This is a genomic window from Sulfurimonas sp. HSL-1656, assembly GCF_039645585.1.
In the GTDB taxonomy this organism is placed as follows: Bacteria; Campylobacterota; Campylobacteria; order Campylobacterales; family Sulfurimonadaceae; genus Thiomicrolovo; species Thiomicrolovo subterrani.
The window spans coordinates 1,612,544-1,627,627 of the sequence record NZ_CP147915.1 but is presented as its reverse complement, the minus strand read 5'-3'; the positions used below and the strand labels follow the sequence as shown (position 1 = coordinate 1,627,627).

The following is a 15,084-nucleotide window of genomic DNA, read 5'->3' as shown; positions in this document are numbered from 1 at the left end:
ATAGGAGGTTTAAGGGGAGGCGAACAGGCGCATTCAGCCCTGAAGGTAGAGGACGATCTCGTCACTGAGCAGGTAGTCCGTATTGTAAAAACGGCCGCCCTCGAAGCGCAGTTTTCCCTCCTCTTCGAGCCAGCGGGCGCGCTGCAGCTCCTCCGGCTCGAGCAGCGTTTCAGGGACGCCTACGACGGAGCGCAGGCCGAGAAAGAGGTGTTCGGTTTTGACCGCTTCCGCATCGAGGGGTTCGGTCGTACGGAAAAGGGGGTCGGCGATGTAGGCTTCGACGTCGCGGTGGGGGTAGTAGCGGACGGAGTCGATGCAGCCGACGGCGCCGGCACCCAGGCCGATGTAGGGCTTGTACTCCCAGTAGCCGAGGTTGTGGCGGGAGCGGTAGCGGCCGAAATTCGAGATCTCGTACTGCTCAAAACCGTGCGCTTTGATCTGCCCGAAGAGCCATGCGGTCAGCGGCAGTTTCTCGTCGGCGACCTCCGGCGTCGCGGAGAAGGGGGTCCCCTCCTCGATGGTGAGGGCGTAGGCGCTGAGGTGGTCGATGGGGAGAGTGAACGCCTGTTCCAGGTCGTGCTCCAGCACTGCTTTCGTGTCCCCGGCGACGCCGTAAATGAGGTCGATGGAGAGGTGCTCGTACCCGGCGCTGTGTGCCGCGGTGACGGCCGCCAGTGCCTGGTCGGGGGTATGGGCGCGCCCCAGGCGTTTCAGTTTTTCGGGATCGAAACTCTGCACGCCGAAACTGATACGGTTCACCCCCAGCGCTTTCATGCCCGCGAGCCACTCGGGCGTGGCACTGTTGGGGTTGGCTTCGCTGGTGATCTCCGCACCGGGTTTCAGAAAAGGATACAGGCGTTCAAAGAGCGGGGCATACAGTTCCGGTGCGACGGTCGAAGGCGTCCCGCCGCCGAAAAAGAGGGTCTCGATGCTCTGCGGCGCCGGGTTCAGGCGTGCGAGTTCACCCTCCAGCTGCCGGAGGAGCGCCGCCATGTAATCGCGCCGTAGTCCGAACTTGTCGACATAGGAGTTGAAGCTGCAGTAGTGGCACTTGCTGTCGCAAAACGGGATATGGACGTATAAAAGCATACGGCATTGTAATCGTTCGGACGTTAGGCGTCGTTGAGATGTGCGAAAAACAAGCACGATTTAACCGCGCTTGCCCTATAATACGCGCATTGAAAACAGCGGGCACTTCTCATAACCCTACCCGGGTTGTGCTGGGGTTATTAGAGGTGCTCCAAAACGAGTAAAGAGGCTCATGGAATCCGTCAAACCCTATCGTCCGAACGTTGCGGCCATCATCGTGTCGCCGGAATACCCCGATGTCAAACAGATCTTCATTGCCGAGCGCAGTGATATCAGCGGCATCTGGCAGTTCCCGCAGGGTGGGATCGACAAGGGTGAGTCTCCCGAAGAGGCGCTGCTGCGCGAGATCGAAGAGGAGATCGGAACGAAAAAGGTGGAAGTCGTCGCCGAATACCCGGAGTGGCTGGCCTACGATTTTCCGGCGCACGTCGCGGAGCGCATGCGCCCCTATTTCGGGCAGACGCAGCGCTATTTCCTGGTCCGTCTCAAACCCAAGGCGAAGATCAACCTGGAGACGAAACATCCGGAATTTATCGATTACAAGTTCATCGAGATCGATGCACTGTACGACTACGTTGCACACTTCAAAAAACCGATCTATGAGAAGGTGATCGGCTATTTTCAAGCAAAGGGGTATCTGTAAGATGCTGATTGTTCAAAAATACGGTGGTACGAGCGTCGGCGATCTGGAACGCATCCAGAACGTTGCCGACCGCGTTGCCAAAACAGTCAAAGAGGGGAACGACGTCGTGGTCGTCGTTTCGGCGATGAGCGGCGAGACCAACAAACTGGTCGCCTACGCCGAACACTACAGCGACAACCCCAAGCGCGAAGAGGTGGATATGCTGCTGAGCTCCGGCGAACGGGTGACGGCGGCGCTGCTCTCCATCGCACTCAATGAAATGGGCCTCCCGGCAGAGTCCATGAGCGGCCGCCGCGCGGGAATCGTGACCGATACGGTCCATACGAAAGCGCGGATCGAGCATATCGACCCGACGCCGATGCGCCGTGCGCTCGGCGAGGGCAAAGTGGTGGTCGTCGCCGGTTTCCAGGGTGTCAACGAGCTGGGCCGTGTCACGACCCTCGGACGCGGCGGAAGCGACCTCTCCGCCGTGGCGATCGCCGGGGCGCTCGAAGCGGACCTCTGCGAGATCTACACCGACGTTGACGGGATCTATACGACGGATCCGCGCATCGAACCCAAAGCGAAGAAGCTGGAGCAGATCTCCTATGACGAGATGCTTGAACTCGCGTCGCTCGGGGCGAAAGTCCTGCAGAACCGTTCGGTCGAACTGGCCAAGAAACTTAACGTCAACCTCGTCACCCGTTCGAGCTTTTCGGATGCCGAAGGGACATTGATCACAAAGGAAGAGAACATTATGGAAAAACCATTGGTTAGCGGTGTGGCGCTCGACCGTAATCAGGCGCGTATCTCACTGGGAGGCGTTGTCGACCGTCCGGGCATCGCTTCCGATATTTTCGGCAAGCTGGCGGCGAGCAACGTCAACATCGACATGATCATCCAGACCCTGGGGCATGACGATTCGACCAACATGGACTTCACGGTCCCGATGAACGAACTGGGCGACGCGAAAAAGGTCGTCGAAACCTTTATCGAAAAGGGCGAGATCAAAGAAGCAAGCTACGACGAGAAGATCTGCAAGGTCTCCATCGTCGGTGTCGGCATGAAATCGCACACGGGCGTTGCCGCGAAGGCGTTCAAGTCGATGGCACAGGAAAACATCAACATCATGATGATCTCGACCTCCGAGATCAAGGTCTCCATGGTCATCGACGAAAAATACGCCGAACTGGCGGTACGCGCGCTTCACAGCGTTTACGAACTGGAGAAGTAACCCCCCATGCAGTCGTTCATGAAATGGATGCTCGAGACCATACGCGCCGAAGGGACGTCGTTCAACTGGGTCGAAGAGAACCGTTTCGAATGGACGGCATCCACGATGCTGGCCGTGTCACAGATCGTTTCGGGCAAGACGATCGTCCTGGTGACCGACCGCAAACGCAAATGGTTCCAGCACTACATCTCCACGACGATCAACCAGCTCTCCAACGACCGGCCGATGGTCCCGCTGATCAGCCTGGACCGTATCTACCCGGAGTTCGACGAGATGACGAGCGGGGACGCGATGGACATGCTGACGGATATGCTCGACCTCTCCTTCGACAGCAACTACTTCTTCTGGTACGTCGGCAAGGGGAGCGATCCGCGCTCCGAGATCGCCAAGCGGGCGGACAACAGCTGTCTGTGGCTCCTTGACGAGGAGTTCGGGCATGCGATGAAACTGCGCTCCTTCGACCCCTACCTGGATATCAAGCTGATCCAGCTCTACCGGCTTTTCGATCTTTCGCTCAATGCCGTGCTCTTCGGGGAAATCGATACGGATGAGTAGTTTCGAACGCAGCCACATCATCCTCGCCGAAGAGATCGAGGAGCGTTTCGAAGCCTTCAGGCAGGCGGTCCATCCGAGCCGCGTCGTCGGATTCGTCCGCGACGACTTCCTCATCGAAGACGCCAAGGCGGTCATCGCCGAAGCCTATATCAGCGAGGCGTCGCTGAAATACGTTGTGCTGGCGGCGAAACAGTTCAACGTCTACTCCCAGAACGCCCTGCTCAAACTCCTCGAAGAACCTCCGACCAATATCGCCCTCGTCATCATCGCCTTGAGCAAGTCGGTCCTGCTGCCGACGGTCCGTTCGCGCCTTCCGATCCTCAATGAGCTTTCCGGCGAAGCGCCGCAGGGGGTCGAACTGACCCTCGGAGCGCTTGACCTGGGGGCACTGTACGGTTTCGTCACCTCGGTGGGACGGATGGACCGCCACGAGTCCAAGGCCCTGATCGAGCGGCTCTTCTACCAGGCGAGCGTCGTCGAGAAACTGCCGCTGAGCGAAGAGCAGCTCGACGCCTTCGACCGGGCGTTCCGGCTGTTGGAAGTGAACGCCCGGCTGCAGAACGTTCTTCTGAGCGTCTTGATGTCCTTTTTACCGGAGCAGCGGCGTGCGGGTTGAACAGCTCTCAACCCGGAGCGACATCGCGGCGCTTCTGGAACGCCTCGACGTCGATGCAGGCGGGCGGAAGATCCTTGCTGCCAAGGCGGCACTCCACTTCCTCTACATCCGTGACCTCCATGTCGGCGCGGCGAATATCCTCAAGCAGGATGCCCTCTCCGTCGGCGCGGACCTGGCCGTGCCCAAAGGCACCATCGTCGCAAAAACACCGCGGGTCGATGCCCTGCTGCTGGCGACTTCGAGGCAGCTGCAGGAACTCTCCCGCAAGGAGCTGGCACAGCCCTTCGGCCTCAAAGAGCTGGCCGCAGAGCTCAAGCGTTTCGCCGGTATGCAAAAGCCCGGACCGGTAAAGGTCATGGGGGTCGTCAATACCAACGAGGACAGCTTCTTCGCGGGGAGCCGCTTCAAAGACAGCGCCGCGGTGGCGCATATCGAAACGATGATCGAGGAGGGGGCGCTGATCATCGATCTCGGCGGGGTCTCTTCCCGGCCGGGGTCGGCGGCGGTGCCCGAACATGAAGAGCTCGAACGGGTAAAGCCCGTCATTGACGCGGCCTATGCCCACCGCCTCTACGAGCGTGCGGCGTTCAGCCTCGACAGCTATGCCCCGAGGGTCATCTCCTATGCGCTCGAACGCGGTTTCAGTATCGTCAATGACATTACAGGCCTGGCCGACGATGCCGTGGCGAAGCTCTGCGGCGAATACGGGGCCACGGCCGTCATCATGCACATGCAGGGAACCCCGCAGACCATGCAGGCGCAGCCGGAGTACAATGACCTTTTCGGGGAGCTGACCGACTTTTTCGAATCACGCATCGCCAAGGCGAAAGCATTCGGGGTCGAGCAGATCGTTCTGGACGTCGGCATCGGCTTCGGAAAAACCCTGGAGCACAACCTCAAACTCATCCGCGACCTGGAACATTTCAGACGCTTCGGGTACCCGCTGCTCGTCGGGGCCAGCCGTAAGTCGATGATTGCTAAAATTGTTCCCTCCGAACCGTCTGAGCGGTTACCGGGAACGCTGGCCCTGCATCTCGAAGCCGTGCGTAACGGTGCCGAGATCATCCGGGCGCATGACGTCAAGGCGCATACACAGGCGCTGAAAATTTACGAGGCACTTTACCACGCATAAATATCAATTGGGGAGAAACGATGGATATTAGAACCGTCAAAAAAATGGAGAAGAAGGCTGTCAAAAGCTCGAAAAACGATTTCACGAAACTGGGGCTTGCCCTCTTTTTCATGGTCGGTGTACTCTTTTACAGTTCCGTAACGCATTCGGGCGTTACCAACAGCCTTTTCCTGGCGATCGCCGCACTGTTCGGGGCCTATATGGCGCTGAACATCGGTGCGAACGACGTGGCGAACAATGTCGGTCCCGCGGTAGGCTCGCGGGCGCTGACGATGGGCGGTGCGATCATTATCGCGGCCATCTTTGAAGCGAGCGGTGCCCTCATTGCCGGCGGCGATGTCGTGGGCACGATCAAGAAGGGGATTATCGATCCTTCGGCCTTCGTGGATGCTTCCCAGTTCATCTGGGCGATGACGGCGGCACTGCTGGCCGGCGGACTCTGGCTGAACCTGGCGACGACGATGGGTGCACCGGTCTCGACGACGCACTCCATCGTCGGGGGCGTCATGGGTGCGGGGATTGCCGCATCAGGTTTCGGCGCCGTCGCCTGGGGGACGATGGGCACCATCGCCGCCAGCTGGGTGATCTCGCCGGTGCTCGGCGGGGTGATCGCCGCGCTCTTCCTCTTCACGATCAAGAAAACGATGATCTATAAAGAGGATAAACTGAGTGCGATGAAGAAGATGGTCCCGCTCTACGTCGCGATCATGGGCTGGGCCTTTGTCACCTACCTGATGCTTAAAGGGGTCAAGCACATCGTCAAGGTCGACTTTCTGACGGCACTCGGGATCGGTTTTGCCGCTGCCGCCGCCATCTACCTCGTGGTCAAGCCGATGGTTGCCAAGGCGGCTGTTTCCCTGCGCAACCACCGGGATGACGTCAACAAACTCTTTACCATCCCCCTGATCTTCGCCGCGGCGCTGCTCAGTTTCGCCCACGGGGCCAACGACGTTGCGAACGCCGTCGGTCCGCTGGCGGGGATCGCCGATGCCGTACAGAACAGTGTCATCAGTACCAAGGCGAGCATCCCGATGTGGGTCATGCTCGTCGGTGCCGTCGGGATCGCACTGGGGCTGGCGCTCTACGGACCGAAACTGATCCGCACCGTCGGCAGCGAGATCACCGAGCTTGACCAGGTCCGCGCCTACAGCATCGCCATGGCGGCGGCCATTACCGTCATCGTCGCCTCGCAGCTCGGCCTGCCGGTCAGCTCGACGCACATCGCCATCGGCGGTGTCTTCGGTGTCGGTTTCCTGCGCGAGTTCCTCTACCATACGAAGGAGGAGGAGCTGATCCGCGTCGAACGCCGCCAGCTGGCCGAGGATGAGAAGCTGCTGCACGCGCTCAATGCCGAAAAAGAGACCCTGGAAGCGAAACAGGGCAAAAGCCAGGAAGATTATGAACGTATCGTTCAGCTGTACCAGATGATCGAGGATGAAGAGGAGAAGATCCGTCTCGACAAAAAGCAGCTCAAGCGTGCCCAGAAGATCAAGTATGTCAAGCGCGATGCGATCAAGAAGATTATCGCGGCGTGGGTGATCACGGTTCCCGCCGCCGCCGTGCTTGCCGCTGCGATCTTCTACACGATCCGCGGTATGATGCTCTAAGCGCCGCTACTTAGCGACGCTTGCCTTGAGGATTGTCTGCGACTCCAGCGGACGGTCCTGTCTGCCTGTCCGAACCCCTTCCAGTTTATAAACGACATCCATCCCTTTGACGACATAACCGAAGATGGTATAGCCGCCGTTGAGCCAGGGGGCCGCCGCCGTGGTGATGAAGAACTGGCTGCCGTTGGTATTGCGCCCGGCATTGGCCATGGCGAGGATACCCGGTTTGTCGAAGACGACATTGGGGGCGTATTCGTTTTTGAACGGTCTGTGCCAGATGGATTCGCCGCCGCGGCCGGTACCGGTCGGGTCTCCGCCCTGGATCATAAAGCCCTTGATAATACGGTGAAAGATAATCCCGTCGTAGTAGCCCTCTTTGACATGGGTCAGGAAGTTCTCCGCCGCCAGGGGCGCGAGGTCGTCGCGGATCTCGAGTTCGATCGTCCCCTGGGTCGTTTTCAATAGGACATGGGGGTGCTTGTCCGCCGCACCGAAGAGGGCGGCCGCCGCAACACAGAGGATGAAAAAGCCGAAAAATTTACGCATGGGCTCTCCTTTTTTTCCGCCATTATATCTCATGGTGCTATAATGCCGCCAATCACACCGGAAAGGATAAAATGATGAAAAAAATTGTATCGATTGCGGCGGCAGTGCTGCTCACATCTTCGGCATATGCCCAGCAGCAGGCAAGCAACGGCTTTTATGTAGGCGCGGGTATCGGTCTCGAAGCGATGCCGAAACATGTTGATGACGGCGTCGGCCTGGCGATCAAAGGCGGGCTGGAGCTTGACAACGTCCTGAACAACCTCGGCGTTGAAGCGGAACTGAGTACGTCACTGATCTCACCGGAATACAGCAACACTAACAACAAGATTGACATCACGACCCTCGGTTTTTACGCGACCTACACGATCGATATCCCGGGTTCCGCATTCAAAGTCCGCCCGAAATTCGGCGTGATCTTCCCGAACCTCGCAGATGAGATCCATACTCGCGGCGATATCACGATTTCCGGTGGTATTGCCGGGATGTACGAGCTGAACAACCAGCTGGACCTCTACGTCGAGTATGTCAACACGTCCGAAGCTATGAACAACTACATGATCGGTCTGGCCGTCAACTTCTAACTATCCGCCTCATCGAAGGTCAGGCAGACGGAGTTGATGCAGTAGCGCAGCCCCGTCGGTTCCGGACCGTCGGGAAAGACATGCCCCAGGTGGGCGTCGCAGAGCGCACACCGCACTTCTATTCTAACCATCCCGAAACTCGTATCTTTGATCTCCACCAGCGCATCATCACTGTAGGGTTCGAAATAGCTCGGCCATCCCGTCCCCGAATCGAACTTCGTATCCGATGTAAACAGCGGTGCATCACAGCAGACGCAGCGGTAGACCCCGTCGCCTTTATGCTGGTAAAATTTCCCGCTGAAGGGGGCTTCCGTACCGTGTTCGCGGCAGACGTGGTAGGCTTCGGGCGAGAGCTGCGCACGCCACTCCTGTTCGGTTTTGGTTACTTTTTCCATATGATGCCTTTGCATAAATGATTACAGGCATGAGTGTGCCAGAACAATCCTGTCTGAAATCAGGCATGGGAGGATTAGACGTAGAAGTTAATGGTGGTGTGGGGAAAAGCGGCCGCGGACGGCGGCCAGGGGTGAGGAGTTACTTGCCTTCGGCAACGCGGTCTTTGAGACCTTTTCCTGCTTTGAACTTCGGAACCATTTTGTCCGCTGTAGTATAGCTCTTGTCCGTACCCGGTACTGTACCGCTTTTGCCTTTTTGCAGGGCAGATGTAAAGCTACCGAAGCCAACAAGTGTGACATCTTCTTTCGCTACGAGTGCATCTGTTACCGCATCAGTAAAGGCTTTGATTGCAGCTTCTGCTTCTGCTTTTGTTTTGTAGTCACCGTGCTTCTGAACCAGTTCGACAAACTGTGCTTTGTTCATAAAACGCTCCAAGTCATTGAAATATAACACCTCTTGGAGCACGCAATTTAGGGGATTGGCGCTCTCAAAGCTGTTCTGACGGTTACTTTATAGTCTGTTTGCTTAAATTTATCTTCAAGTGATTGATTTTGGGGGGAATTGGGGGGATTTGTCCCCCGAAAGTGCCTATTTCTGGTAGGAAACCCGTTTTTTGAGCAGAAGATGGAGGCGCGACTGTATATAAAGAAAAATAATATTCTTTATATGGAGCACTTTGGCGGCCCGGGACGGTTCCTGTTCGGAGATCGAATTGAAAACGCTCTGCAGATCTTCACGCTCTTTTTGTGTCAATGTCGTCATGATGCTTCCTCCATCCGGTTGATTTTCCGTACGACCCTGATGATGTCGTCGTCTTCGAGCCTCCCCAGCATCTGCATGACCGCTTTGGCCGCCTGCGGCTTCGCGTTTCCCAGGCGCCAGTCCTGATAGGTTCGCATGGAAACCCCGAGCAGCGACGCCATCTCTTTTTGGGTGATCTTCTTGCCGTTGCCCTGGGCTTCCACCGCGTTGTGCAGAATATTGAAAAGATCGGAGAGTTCCATTGCTCCATTGTAGAAGAAGGATTCTTAAATAAAGCAAAAAACCGTATATAAAATACATTTATAGTGTATTTATAGAATAAAACAGTATTTAGTATACAAAAATAGTATTTTATAAGAGAAAAAGCGGATTATATATACGGGATAGTGTATATGATGTTTATTTCCGCAGGGTGCCTGGTGGGGGTGGTTATAGAGTGACAGGGTGCCGGTGGCGGGAGAGCGGTGCGGCGCGTTCAGCGCGCCAGGAGGTCGCTGTAGTCGTACTTGGAGAAGTCGAGGATGAATTCGCCGTTTTGCTGGATCACGCGGACGTCATTCCCGTACGCTTTGGCAAAGCGCTTCTTGACCGTCTTTTTTTCCGAAGAGGAGAAGTGCTTGGCCTCGAGGTAACGGAAAAGCTCGATCTGCTCCGGGAGCGGTGCGGGTGTCTGTGCAGTGTGGTCGGCGTACGCGGGGGTGTCGGCCATATCGGATGCACTGCTCTGGGAAGCGAGCTTGAAGCCCTCCTGGACCAGTTTGGCATTGACCAGCTCGAGAAAGGATTTGAGCTGCTCGTCCCGGGAGACGTAGATCCCCTCGATGCGGTCGCGCTCTTCGCGCAGCATCTGCTCCTTGTCGCCGATAAGGCGGTCGATCTTCGCCTCGAGTTCGCCGATCTTACGCTTGAGTTCCGCATTCTCCTTCTGGTACATCATGATGACGGCACCGGCGGTTGTGCGCTGGGGTGCCGCTGCAGCCGGGGCAGCGGTTGCGGCACCCTCGACGCTGATGTAGGTCGTGCCGTCGACGACGGTGTGCGGCAGTCTGCCCGCACGCAGTTTGGCGCGGATCATCTCTTTGGACATTTTGAAGCGGTTGGCGTATTCATCGATCGTTATCTGCATGGGGAACGATTTTAGCGAAACTTGCTTGAAGGTGCGCCCTGCGGCGGGGGGATCGCGGGTTTTTTGCACGGCCGGGAGAAGTGCTATAATTCCCCCATGAAGCGATTTTTTCCCCTAATGACACTCCTGGCGCTCCTGACGCTCTCAAGCTATGGCGCCGATACGAAGCAGGTGCTCGCCCTCTACCGCGACGGTGACTTCCGGCAGGCATGCAAATCGGGGCTGTCGGCCTACTATGCCGGCAGCCGCGAAGCCCACTTCGCCGCGATGGTCGGCATGGCCTGCGCCAAAAGCGATATGATCAACCCGCTGGGCGACCTGCAGCGTCCCCTGGTCAAGACGCCGTCACTGCGCAGTACGGCGACCTTCTTTGCGACACTTCAGCTTGCAAAACGGCTGCTCTACCAGCATTTCGTCGACGGCCTCGACATCAAGGGCTTTACCCTGCCCAAGTACGATCATATCCTCAGCATCGTCTACGACCATGTCAGCCGCGGCGACTTTACGACGATGGAACACGGCGAGATGCTCATTGTCGACGGACAGCGCAATATCATCGTCTCCCTCTCCCGCGGAACCCCTCCGCGCGTTTTGGTTGACGAGTATGAAGCGGGACAGCGTATCCGCCGTCACTGGTACAAGTGACTCGCGCCGCTTTTTAGCGAAAATAGTGTAAAATCCCGGAAAATTATAATCTAAGGGTATATGATGGCAACAATCGGAATGGGTGACATCAAGAAAAACGTGCGCCTCGAAATCGCGGGCGTTCCTTACAAAGTGGTGGAATTCCAACACGTCAAACCGGGTAAGGGCGCGGCGTTCGTCCGTATGAAAGTGAAGAGTTTCCTCAACGGGAAAGTGATCGAGAAGACGGTCCACGCCGGTGACAAGTTCGAAGTGCCGAACATGGCACACAAAACGATGCAGTACCTTTACGATGACGGCGAAATGCTCCAGTTCATGGATAACGAGAGTTACGAGCAGCTCGGCCTGCTGTATGAGCAGTGCGAAGAGGCGATGAAGTGGCTCAAAGACGGTACCAACGTGGAGATCGTTTTCCACAACGGCCAGGCGATCTCCGTCGATGCGCCGGATACGATGGAACTGGTCGTTGCCGAAACGCCGCCGAACTTCAAAGGCGACACTTCCAGCGGTTCCAAAAAACCGGCAACCCTGGAGACCGGTGCCGTTGTACAGGTCCCCTATCATGTTCTCGAAGGCGATACGATCAAGGTCAACACTGTTGACGGCGAGTACATCGAAAAAGTAAAATAATCCCGCTTCCCCGGCATCCTGCCCGGGGGTTTTCCTCCCTCTTTTTTTCTTCCGTGCTACAATTGTCCTATTAAGCCGATTGAGGAGTTTTTTATGCCGAAAAAAGTATTGGTCCCGCTGGCCGAAGGGTTTGAAGAGATTGAAGCCGTCGCCGTGATCGACGTGCTGCGCCGCGGAGGGCTTGAGGTCCTGGTCCGTTCGCTGGATATGGAACTGGAAGTGGAAGGGGCGCATGGCCTGATCGTCAAGGCGGAGAGGGCGATCGGGGAGCTGGGTGCGGACGATATCGATATGATCGTGCTGCCCGGCGGGGGCGGCGGTACGAAGCGTCTGGCGGAACATGCCGGCGTCCAGTCGCTGCTGGCGGCGATGGATGCCAAGGGCAAACCGATTGGCGCCATCTGCGCCGCACCGATCGCGCTCAATGCCGCCGGTGTGCTCAAACCGAACTATACCGCTTATCCCGGTGTGGAGAAAGAGATCCGTACGGAGGGGTTCCAGGGCGATCGCGCCGCGGTCGTGGAAGACGCGAACGTCATGACGTCACGCGGGCCCGGGACGGCGATCTGTTTCGGGCTTGCGATTGTGAAAAAACTGGCGGGGGAGTCCGCCTATGAGAGTGTAAAGCGCGGGCTGCTCGCCGATTACTGCGCCTGAGCGGCGTTACGCGTCGAGGTAGGTGCAGCAGTAGTCCGTGATGCTTTTGACGCGGACCTGGAACTTGGCGTTGCCTTCGACGCTGAAACTCTCACCGCCGTGGATCGTCTGCCAAGCGCTTTCGCCCGGCAGCAGGATATCCAGCTCACCGTCGTAGATCTCCATCAGTTCCGGTTTGCCCGTGCCGAACTCGTATTCGCCCGGCAGCATGATGCCGAGGGTTAAGACGCTGCCGTCGGGCAGGGTGAGCGTACGGCTCGTGACGTTCCCTCCGAAATAGACATTTGCTTCTTTCTGAACACTGACATTTTCAAATGTAGACATGAATACTCCTTCATTTTTGCGTCATTGTAGCCAAGAATTCCTATGCAAATTCTGCGTTCACAACGTGAGGAGCCGGCGGTGGAGCTGTTCGGCCATAATGTCGTAGCTTCTTCCCGCCCCGAGCAGCCTCCCCAGCCCCTGTTCGCGGACCTTTGACAGCTGATTGCCGTCGCACCGGATCAGGCTCTCGAGCGTCGCGGCGATGGCGGCAGCGTCAAAGGCGCAGAAGAAGGCTTCGTCCCCGTCGCGCAGCCGGTCGCGGTTCTTGGGCGTGTCGGTGAGCAGGGCCGGGACGCCCGCGGCGTAGTAATCCATCACCTTGGCCGGGAGAGTCATGGCGAAGATGGGCAGTGCGGGCATCAGGGCCAGGCCGACGTCACAGTCTCGGATTTGCCGTCCCAGCTCCGTGAGGTTGGAGGCCTGCAGGATCCGGATGCGCCCGGAGAGCTGTGGATAGCCTTTGAGGATTGTTTTGAGGTAGGTCGGGTCGAAGGTGGAGATATCCAGTCTCCACTCGAGGCGGGTGAGCGTGGCGAAAGCGTCGAGCAGCGTTTCGAAACGGCGGAGCGGGTCGAGGGAGCCGACGTAGATGAAGCGGCGCGGCGTCGTGAAATCGCTTTTCGGTGCCGAGACGTGCGCCGGGTCGATCCCGGCGGGCAGGGGGAGCGTCGGCAGGCCGAGGCCGGGATAGAGCCCCGCGGCCAGCATGGCAGATGACGGGAGGAAGAGGTCGCACGCTTCGATGAGTTTCCGTTCCCGGCCGCGCTTGTACTTCAGGGCCAGTGCGGGGAAAAAGGCACGTTTGTATTTGGCCATCATCGCAGCGTAGGCCGTTTCGGTCTTGGGGAAGGAGAGGCGGAAACCGACCCTGTAGCCGTAGCGGACGCGGTGGGCGAGCACCGTGCGCAGAATATCGAAGCGGTTACGCACGAGGATGAAATCAAAGCTGCCGAGGTCGACTCCCTCTTTGTCGAGGTAGCCGACAATGTTCTGCAGTTCGCCCTCGGGAACGATGCAGTCGTCGCCTTTGTACTGGAAGCTGTCCTTGTATCGCGTGTAGTAGACGATCGTGACCTGCAGGTGTTTTTTGAGGTAGTGCCCGAACAGCGGGGCGATGGTACCGTGGTCGGCGTACTCCTGCTGGTCCGTGATGTAGAGCAGCTTTTTCATGTCCGGTCTCCTTCGGTAAGTTCCGCGTCGAAGCGGGCGTGGTCGAAGCGGCGGCCGAGGTAGGCGCAGACCGTCTCCACGTCGCGCCGGGCGTTGCCCAGGCAGCTCGTCGCCCCCGGCGAAGGCGTCATGTTGAAGACGATCCCCTCCCCGGTATCGATGCTCTCCTCGCCCAATAGCAGTTTGCGCTGCTTTTTATCGAGCACCTGGGGGCGGACCCCGCCGAAGCCGGAGGCGTACTCGATGTCGGAGAGCTGCAGCGAGGGGACGATCTTGCGCGCATCCTTCACAAAGAGGCGTTTGTTCAGCCACGGCACTTCGAAGAGGAAGTTGCGCAGAACGTAGTTGCGGATGTCCGGGTCTTTGAGCAGATCGTAGAAGATGCTCGCGATATTGTGGTCGAAGCGGAGGGTACGGAGAAAATCGAGATACGTTCCCCGCTTGTAGCGTTCCAGTTTGGGCAGCATCAGGGCGGTGGGGCCGAAACGGGTGAGGCCGCCCAGCAGCAGGTCCGGGTCGCCGTGCAGGGCGGCAAAGGGCAGTTTGGGGTTCTGCACCATGTAGACCTTGCCGTTCAGGATATGCCTGGTCGAACGGTAGAAGCTGCCGGCCATCGGCAGAATGCCGAAATCGAGCCCGTACCCCATGCGGTGGGCAAGAAAGAGGCTGTGGGCACCGGCGTCGACGACGACGAAGCGGGCGTAGTAGGTGCGGCTGCCGGTATGGACCTCGTACAGCTCTCCGCGTTTGTCGATCTTCATGACGTGCTGGTTGAAAAAAACGTCGGTGTGTTTACTGCTGCTCTGCATGGCATTCTCGACGAAGGAGTCGCTGAGGCGTTTGAAGTCGACGGTGGTGTACTCTCCCTGTACGCCGACACCGACGATGGGTTCGAGGCGCTCCTTGCCGTCGGCGTCGTACACGACGGCGGGTTCGATCCGTTTGAGCGTTTCACGGTCAAAGATACGCAGGTAGGGGTAGAGGGTACTGAACTCCTCGTGGCGCTTCGTCATAAAGTTGACTTCATCGTACCCGACGCCCAGGGCCATCTTCTGGTGGGCATGGATGATGTTGTTCTCGTAGCCGTGCTGCAGGCAGTACTTCTCGACCATCTTGGCGGTCCGTTTGACCTTGGCCGCTTTCTCCAGCGTGTAGTTCGTCTCGATGTCGCCGCAGTGCAGGGTCTGGGAGTTGGAAGTGGCGCTGGAATTGAGCGTGGCGAGCGCGCCGTATTTTTCCAGGAGGCAGAGGGTCCCCAGGTCGGTATAACGCTCCAGGGCATAGAGCAGCGCCGCACCGGAGATACCGCCGCCGATAATAAGGACGTCGTAGGTTGAGGGGTTCACGTTGTCACTCCGCTCTGACCCTTAGGGGTCGTGGTGCTTCAAGTAT

The 15,084-nt window shown here is 58.0% G+C and carries 19 protein-coding genes; 10 read left to right on the top strand and 9 right to left on the bottom strand.

All coding sequences use genetic code 11. The features are described 5' to 3' along the window. Positions 1–33 precede the first annotated feature (33 nt). On the bottom strand, positions 34–1,089 hold the full coding sequence (gene hemW / locus WCX49_RS08520) for a radical SAM family heme chaperone HemW (RefSeq protein ID WP_345984673.1): 1,056 nt from the start codon (positions 1,087–1,089) through the stop codon (positions 34–36). Positions 1,090–1,261: 172 nt separating this feature from the next. On the opposite strand from hemW, the gene WCX49_RS08515 reads away from it, so the two are divergent. The 6 genes from WCX49_RS08515 to WCX49_RS08490 are packed head-to-tail and all read left to right on the top strand — an operon-like array spanning position 1,262 to position 6,855. Further along, positions 1,262–1,732, top strand: coding sequence for an RNA pyrophosphohydrolase (locus WCX49_RS08515; RefSeq protein WP_345984672.1), 471 nt, complete (start codon positions 1,262–1,264; stop codon positions 1,730–1,732). Between the two features lies 1 nt (position 1,733). Then, positions 1,734–2,945 carry an aspartate kinase gene (locus WCX49_RS08510; protein ID WP_345984671.1) on the top strand — a complete coding sequence of 404 codons (1,212 nt, stop codon included), beginning with the start codon at positions 1,734–1,736 and terminating at the stop codon, positions 2,943–2,945. Positions 2,946–2,951: 6 nt separating this feature from the next. Continuing rightward, on the top strand, positions 2,952–3,500 hold the full coding sequence (locus tag WCX49_RS08505; RefSeq protein ID WP_345984670.1) for a HobA family DNA replication regulator: 549 nt from the start codon (positions 2,952–2,954) through the stop codon (positions 3,498–3,500). Then, a complete protein-coding gene (locus tag WCX49_RS08500) occupies positions 3,493–4,116 on the top strand; it encodes a DNA polymerase III subunit delta' (RefSeq protein WP_345984669.1) in 624 nt (207 codons plus the stop codon). Before WCX49_RS08505 ends, WCX49_RS08500 begins: the two co-directional genes overlap by 8 nt. Next, positions 4,106–5,248, top strand: a complete 1,143-nt coding sequence (folP, locus tag WCX49_RS08495; protein WP_345984668.1) for a dihydropteroate synthase — start codon at positions 4,106–4,108, stop codon at positions 5,246–5,248. The genes WCX49_RS08500 and folP overlap by 11 nt, the downstream gene beginning before the upstream one ends. A gap of 20 nt (positions 5,249–5,268) precedes the next feature. Further along, positions 5,269–6,855 carry an inorganic phosphate transporter gene (locus tag WCX49_RS08490; RefSeq protein WP_345984667.1) on the top strand — a complete coding sequence of 529 codons (1,587 nt, stop codon included), beginning with the start codon at positions 5,269–5,271 and terminating at the stop codon, positions 6,853–6,855. A 6-nt stretch (positions 6,856–6,861) separates the two neighbouring features. Here WCX49_RS08490 and WCX49_RS08485 read toward each other — a convergent pair whose 3' ends face one another. Then, positions 6,862–7,401 carry a peptidylprolyl isomerase gene (locus tag WCX49_RS08485; protein ID WP_345984666.1) on the bottom strand — a complete coding sequence of 180 codons (540 nt, stop codon included), beginning with the start codon at positions 7,399–7,401 and terminating at the stop codon, positions 6,862–6,864. A 74-nt stretch (positions 7,402–7,475) separates the two neighbouring features. Between WCX49_RS08485 and WCX49_RS08480 the strand changes: the two genes are divergently transcribed. Beyond that, the gene (locus WCX49_RS08480; RefSeq protein WP_345984665.1) at positions 7,476–7,982 is read left to right on the top strand and encodes an outer membrane beta-barrel protein; all 507 of its coding nucleotides are present in this window, start codon (positions 7,476–7,478) and stop codon (positions 7,980–7,982) included. Here the strand turns inward: WCX49_RS08480 and msrB are convergent. The 4 genes from msrB to WCX49_RS08460 all read right to left on the bottom strand — a co-directional run bounded on the left by msrB (position 7,979) and on the right by WCX49_RS08460 (position 10,266). After that, positions 7,979–8,377, bottom strand: coding sequence for a peptide-methionine (R)-S-oxide reductase MsrB (gene msrB, locus WCX49_RS08475; protein ID WP_345984664.1), 399 nt, complete (start codon positions 8,375–8,377; stop codon positions 7,979–7,981). The genes WCX49_RS08480 and msrB overlap by 4 nt on opposite strands. A 139-nt stretch (positions 8,378–8,516) precedes the next feature. Next, a complete protein-coding gene (locus tag WCX49_RS08470; RefSeq protein WP_345984663.1) occupies positions 8,517–8,801 on the bottom strand; it encodes an HU family DNA-binding protein in 285 nt (94 codons plus the stop codon). A gap of 335 nt (positions 8,802–9,136) precedes the next feature. Next, positions 9,137–9,382 (bottom strand): helix-turn-helix transcriptional regulator, encoded by a 246-nt coding sequence (locus WCX49_RS08465; protein WP_345984662.1) that lies wholly within the window; start codon positions 9,380–9,382, stop codon positions 9,137–9,139. 233 nt (positions 9,383–9,615) lie between these two features. Beyond that, positions 9,616–10,266, bottom strand: coding sequence for a hypothetical protein (locus WCX49_RS08460; protein ID WP_345984661.1), 651 nt, complete (start codon positions 10,264–10,266; stop codon positions 9,616–9,618). Between the two features lie 96 nt (positions 10,267–10,362). Between WCX49_RS08460 and WCX49_RS08455 the strand changes: the two genes are divergently transcribed. The 3 genes from WCX49_RS08455 to WCX49_RS08445 all read left to right on the top strand — a co-directional run bounded on the left by WCX49_RS08455 (position 10,363) and on the right by WCX49_RS08445 (position 12,198). Further along, positions 10,363–10,911, top strand: a complete 549-nt coding sequence (locus WCX49_RS08455) for a hypothetical protein (RefSeq protein WP_345984660.1) — start codon at positions 10,363–10,365, stop codon at positions 10,909–10,911. Positions 10,912–10,974: 63 nt separating this feature from the next. Next, positions 10,975–11,541, top strand: coding sequence for an elongation factor P (efp, locus tag WCX49_RS08450; RefSeq protein WP_345984659.1), 567 nt, complete (start codon positions 10,975–10,977; stop codon positions 11,539–11,541). A 93-nt stretch (positions 11,542–11,634) separates the two neighbouring features. Next, complete coding sequence (locus tag WCX49_RS08445) at positions 11,635–12,198, top strand: DJ-1 family glyoxalase III (RefSeq protein WP_345984658.1); 564 nt, start codon at positions 11,635–11,637, stop codon at positions 12,196–12,198. A gap of 6 nt (positions 12,199–12,204) precedes the next feature. On the opposite strand, the gene WCX49_RS08440 is transcribed toward WCX49_RS08445, so the two are convergent. Genes WCX49_RS08440 through WCX49_RS08430 form a run of 3 tightly spaced genes read right to left on the bottom strand, consistent with a single transcriptional unit; the run spans position 12,205 to position 15,038 of the window. Then, complete coding sequence (locus WCX49_RS08440) at positions 12,205–12,522, bottom strand: pyrimidine/purine nucleoside phosphorylase (protein WP_345984657.1); 318 nt, start codon at positions 12,520–12,522, stop codon at positions 12,205–12,207. A 57-nt stretch (positions 12,523–12,579) separates the two neighbouring features. Continuing rightward, entirely contained in the window at positions 12,580–13,692 is a 1,113-nt protein-coding gene (locus WCX49_RS08435) for a glycosyltransferase (RefSeq protein WP_345984656.1), read from the bottom strand. Next, a complete protein-coding gene (locus WCX49_RS08430) occupies positions 13,689–15,038 on the bottom strand; it encodes an FAD-dependent oxidoreductase (RefSeq protein ID WP_345984655.1) in 1,350 nt (449 codons plus the stop codon). Before WCX49_RS08430 ends, WCX49_RS08435 begins: the two co-directional genes overlap by 4 nt. Positions 15,039–15,084: the final 46 nt, after the last annotated feature.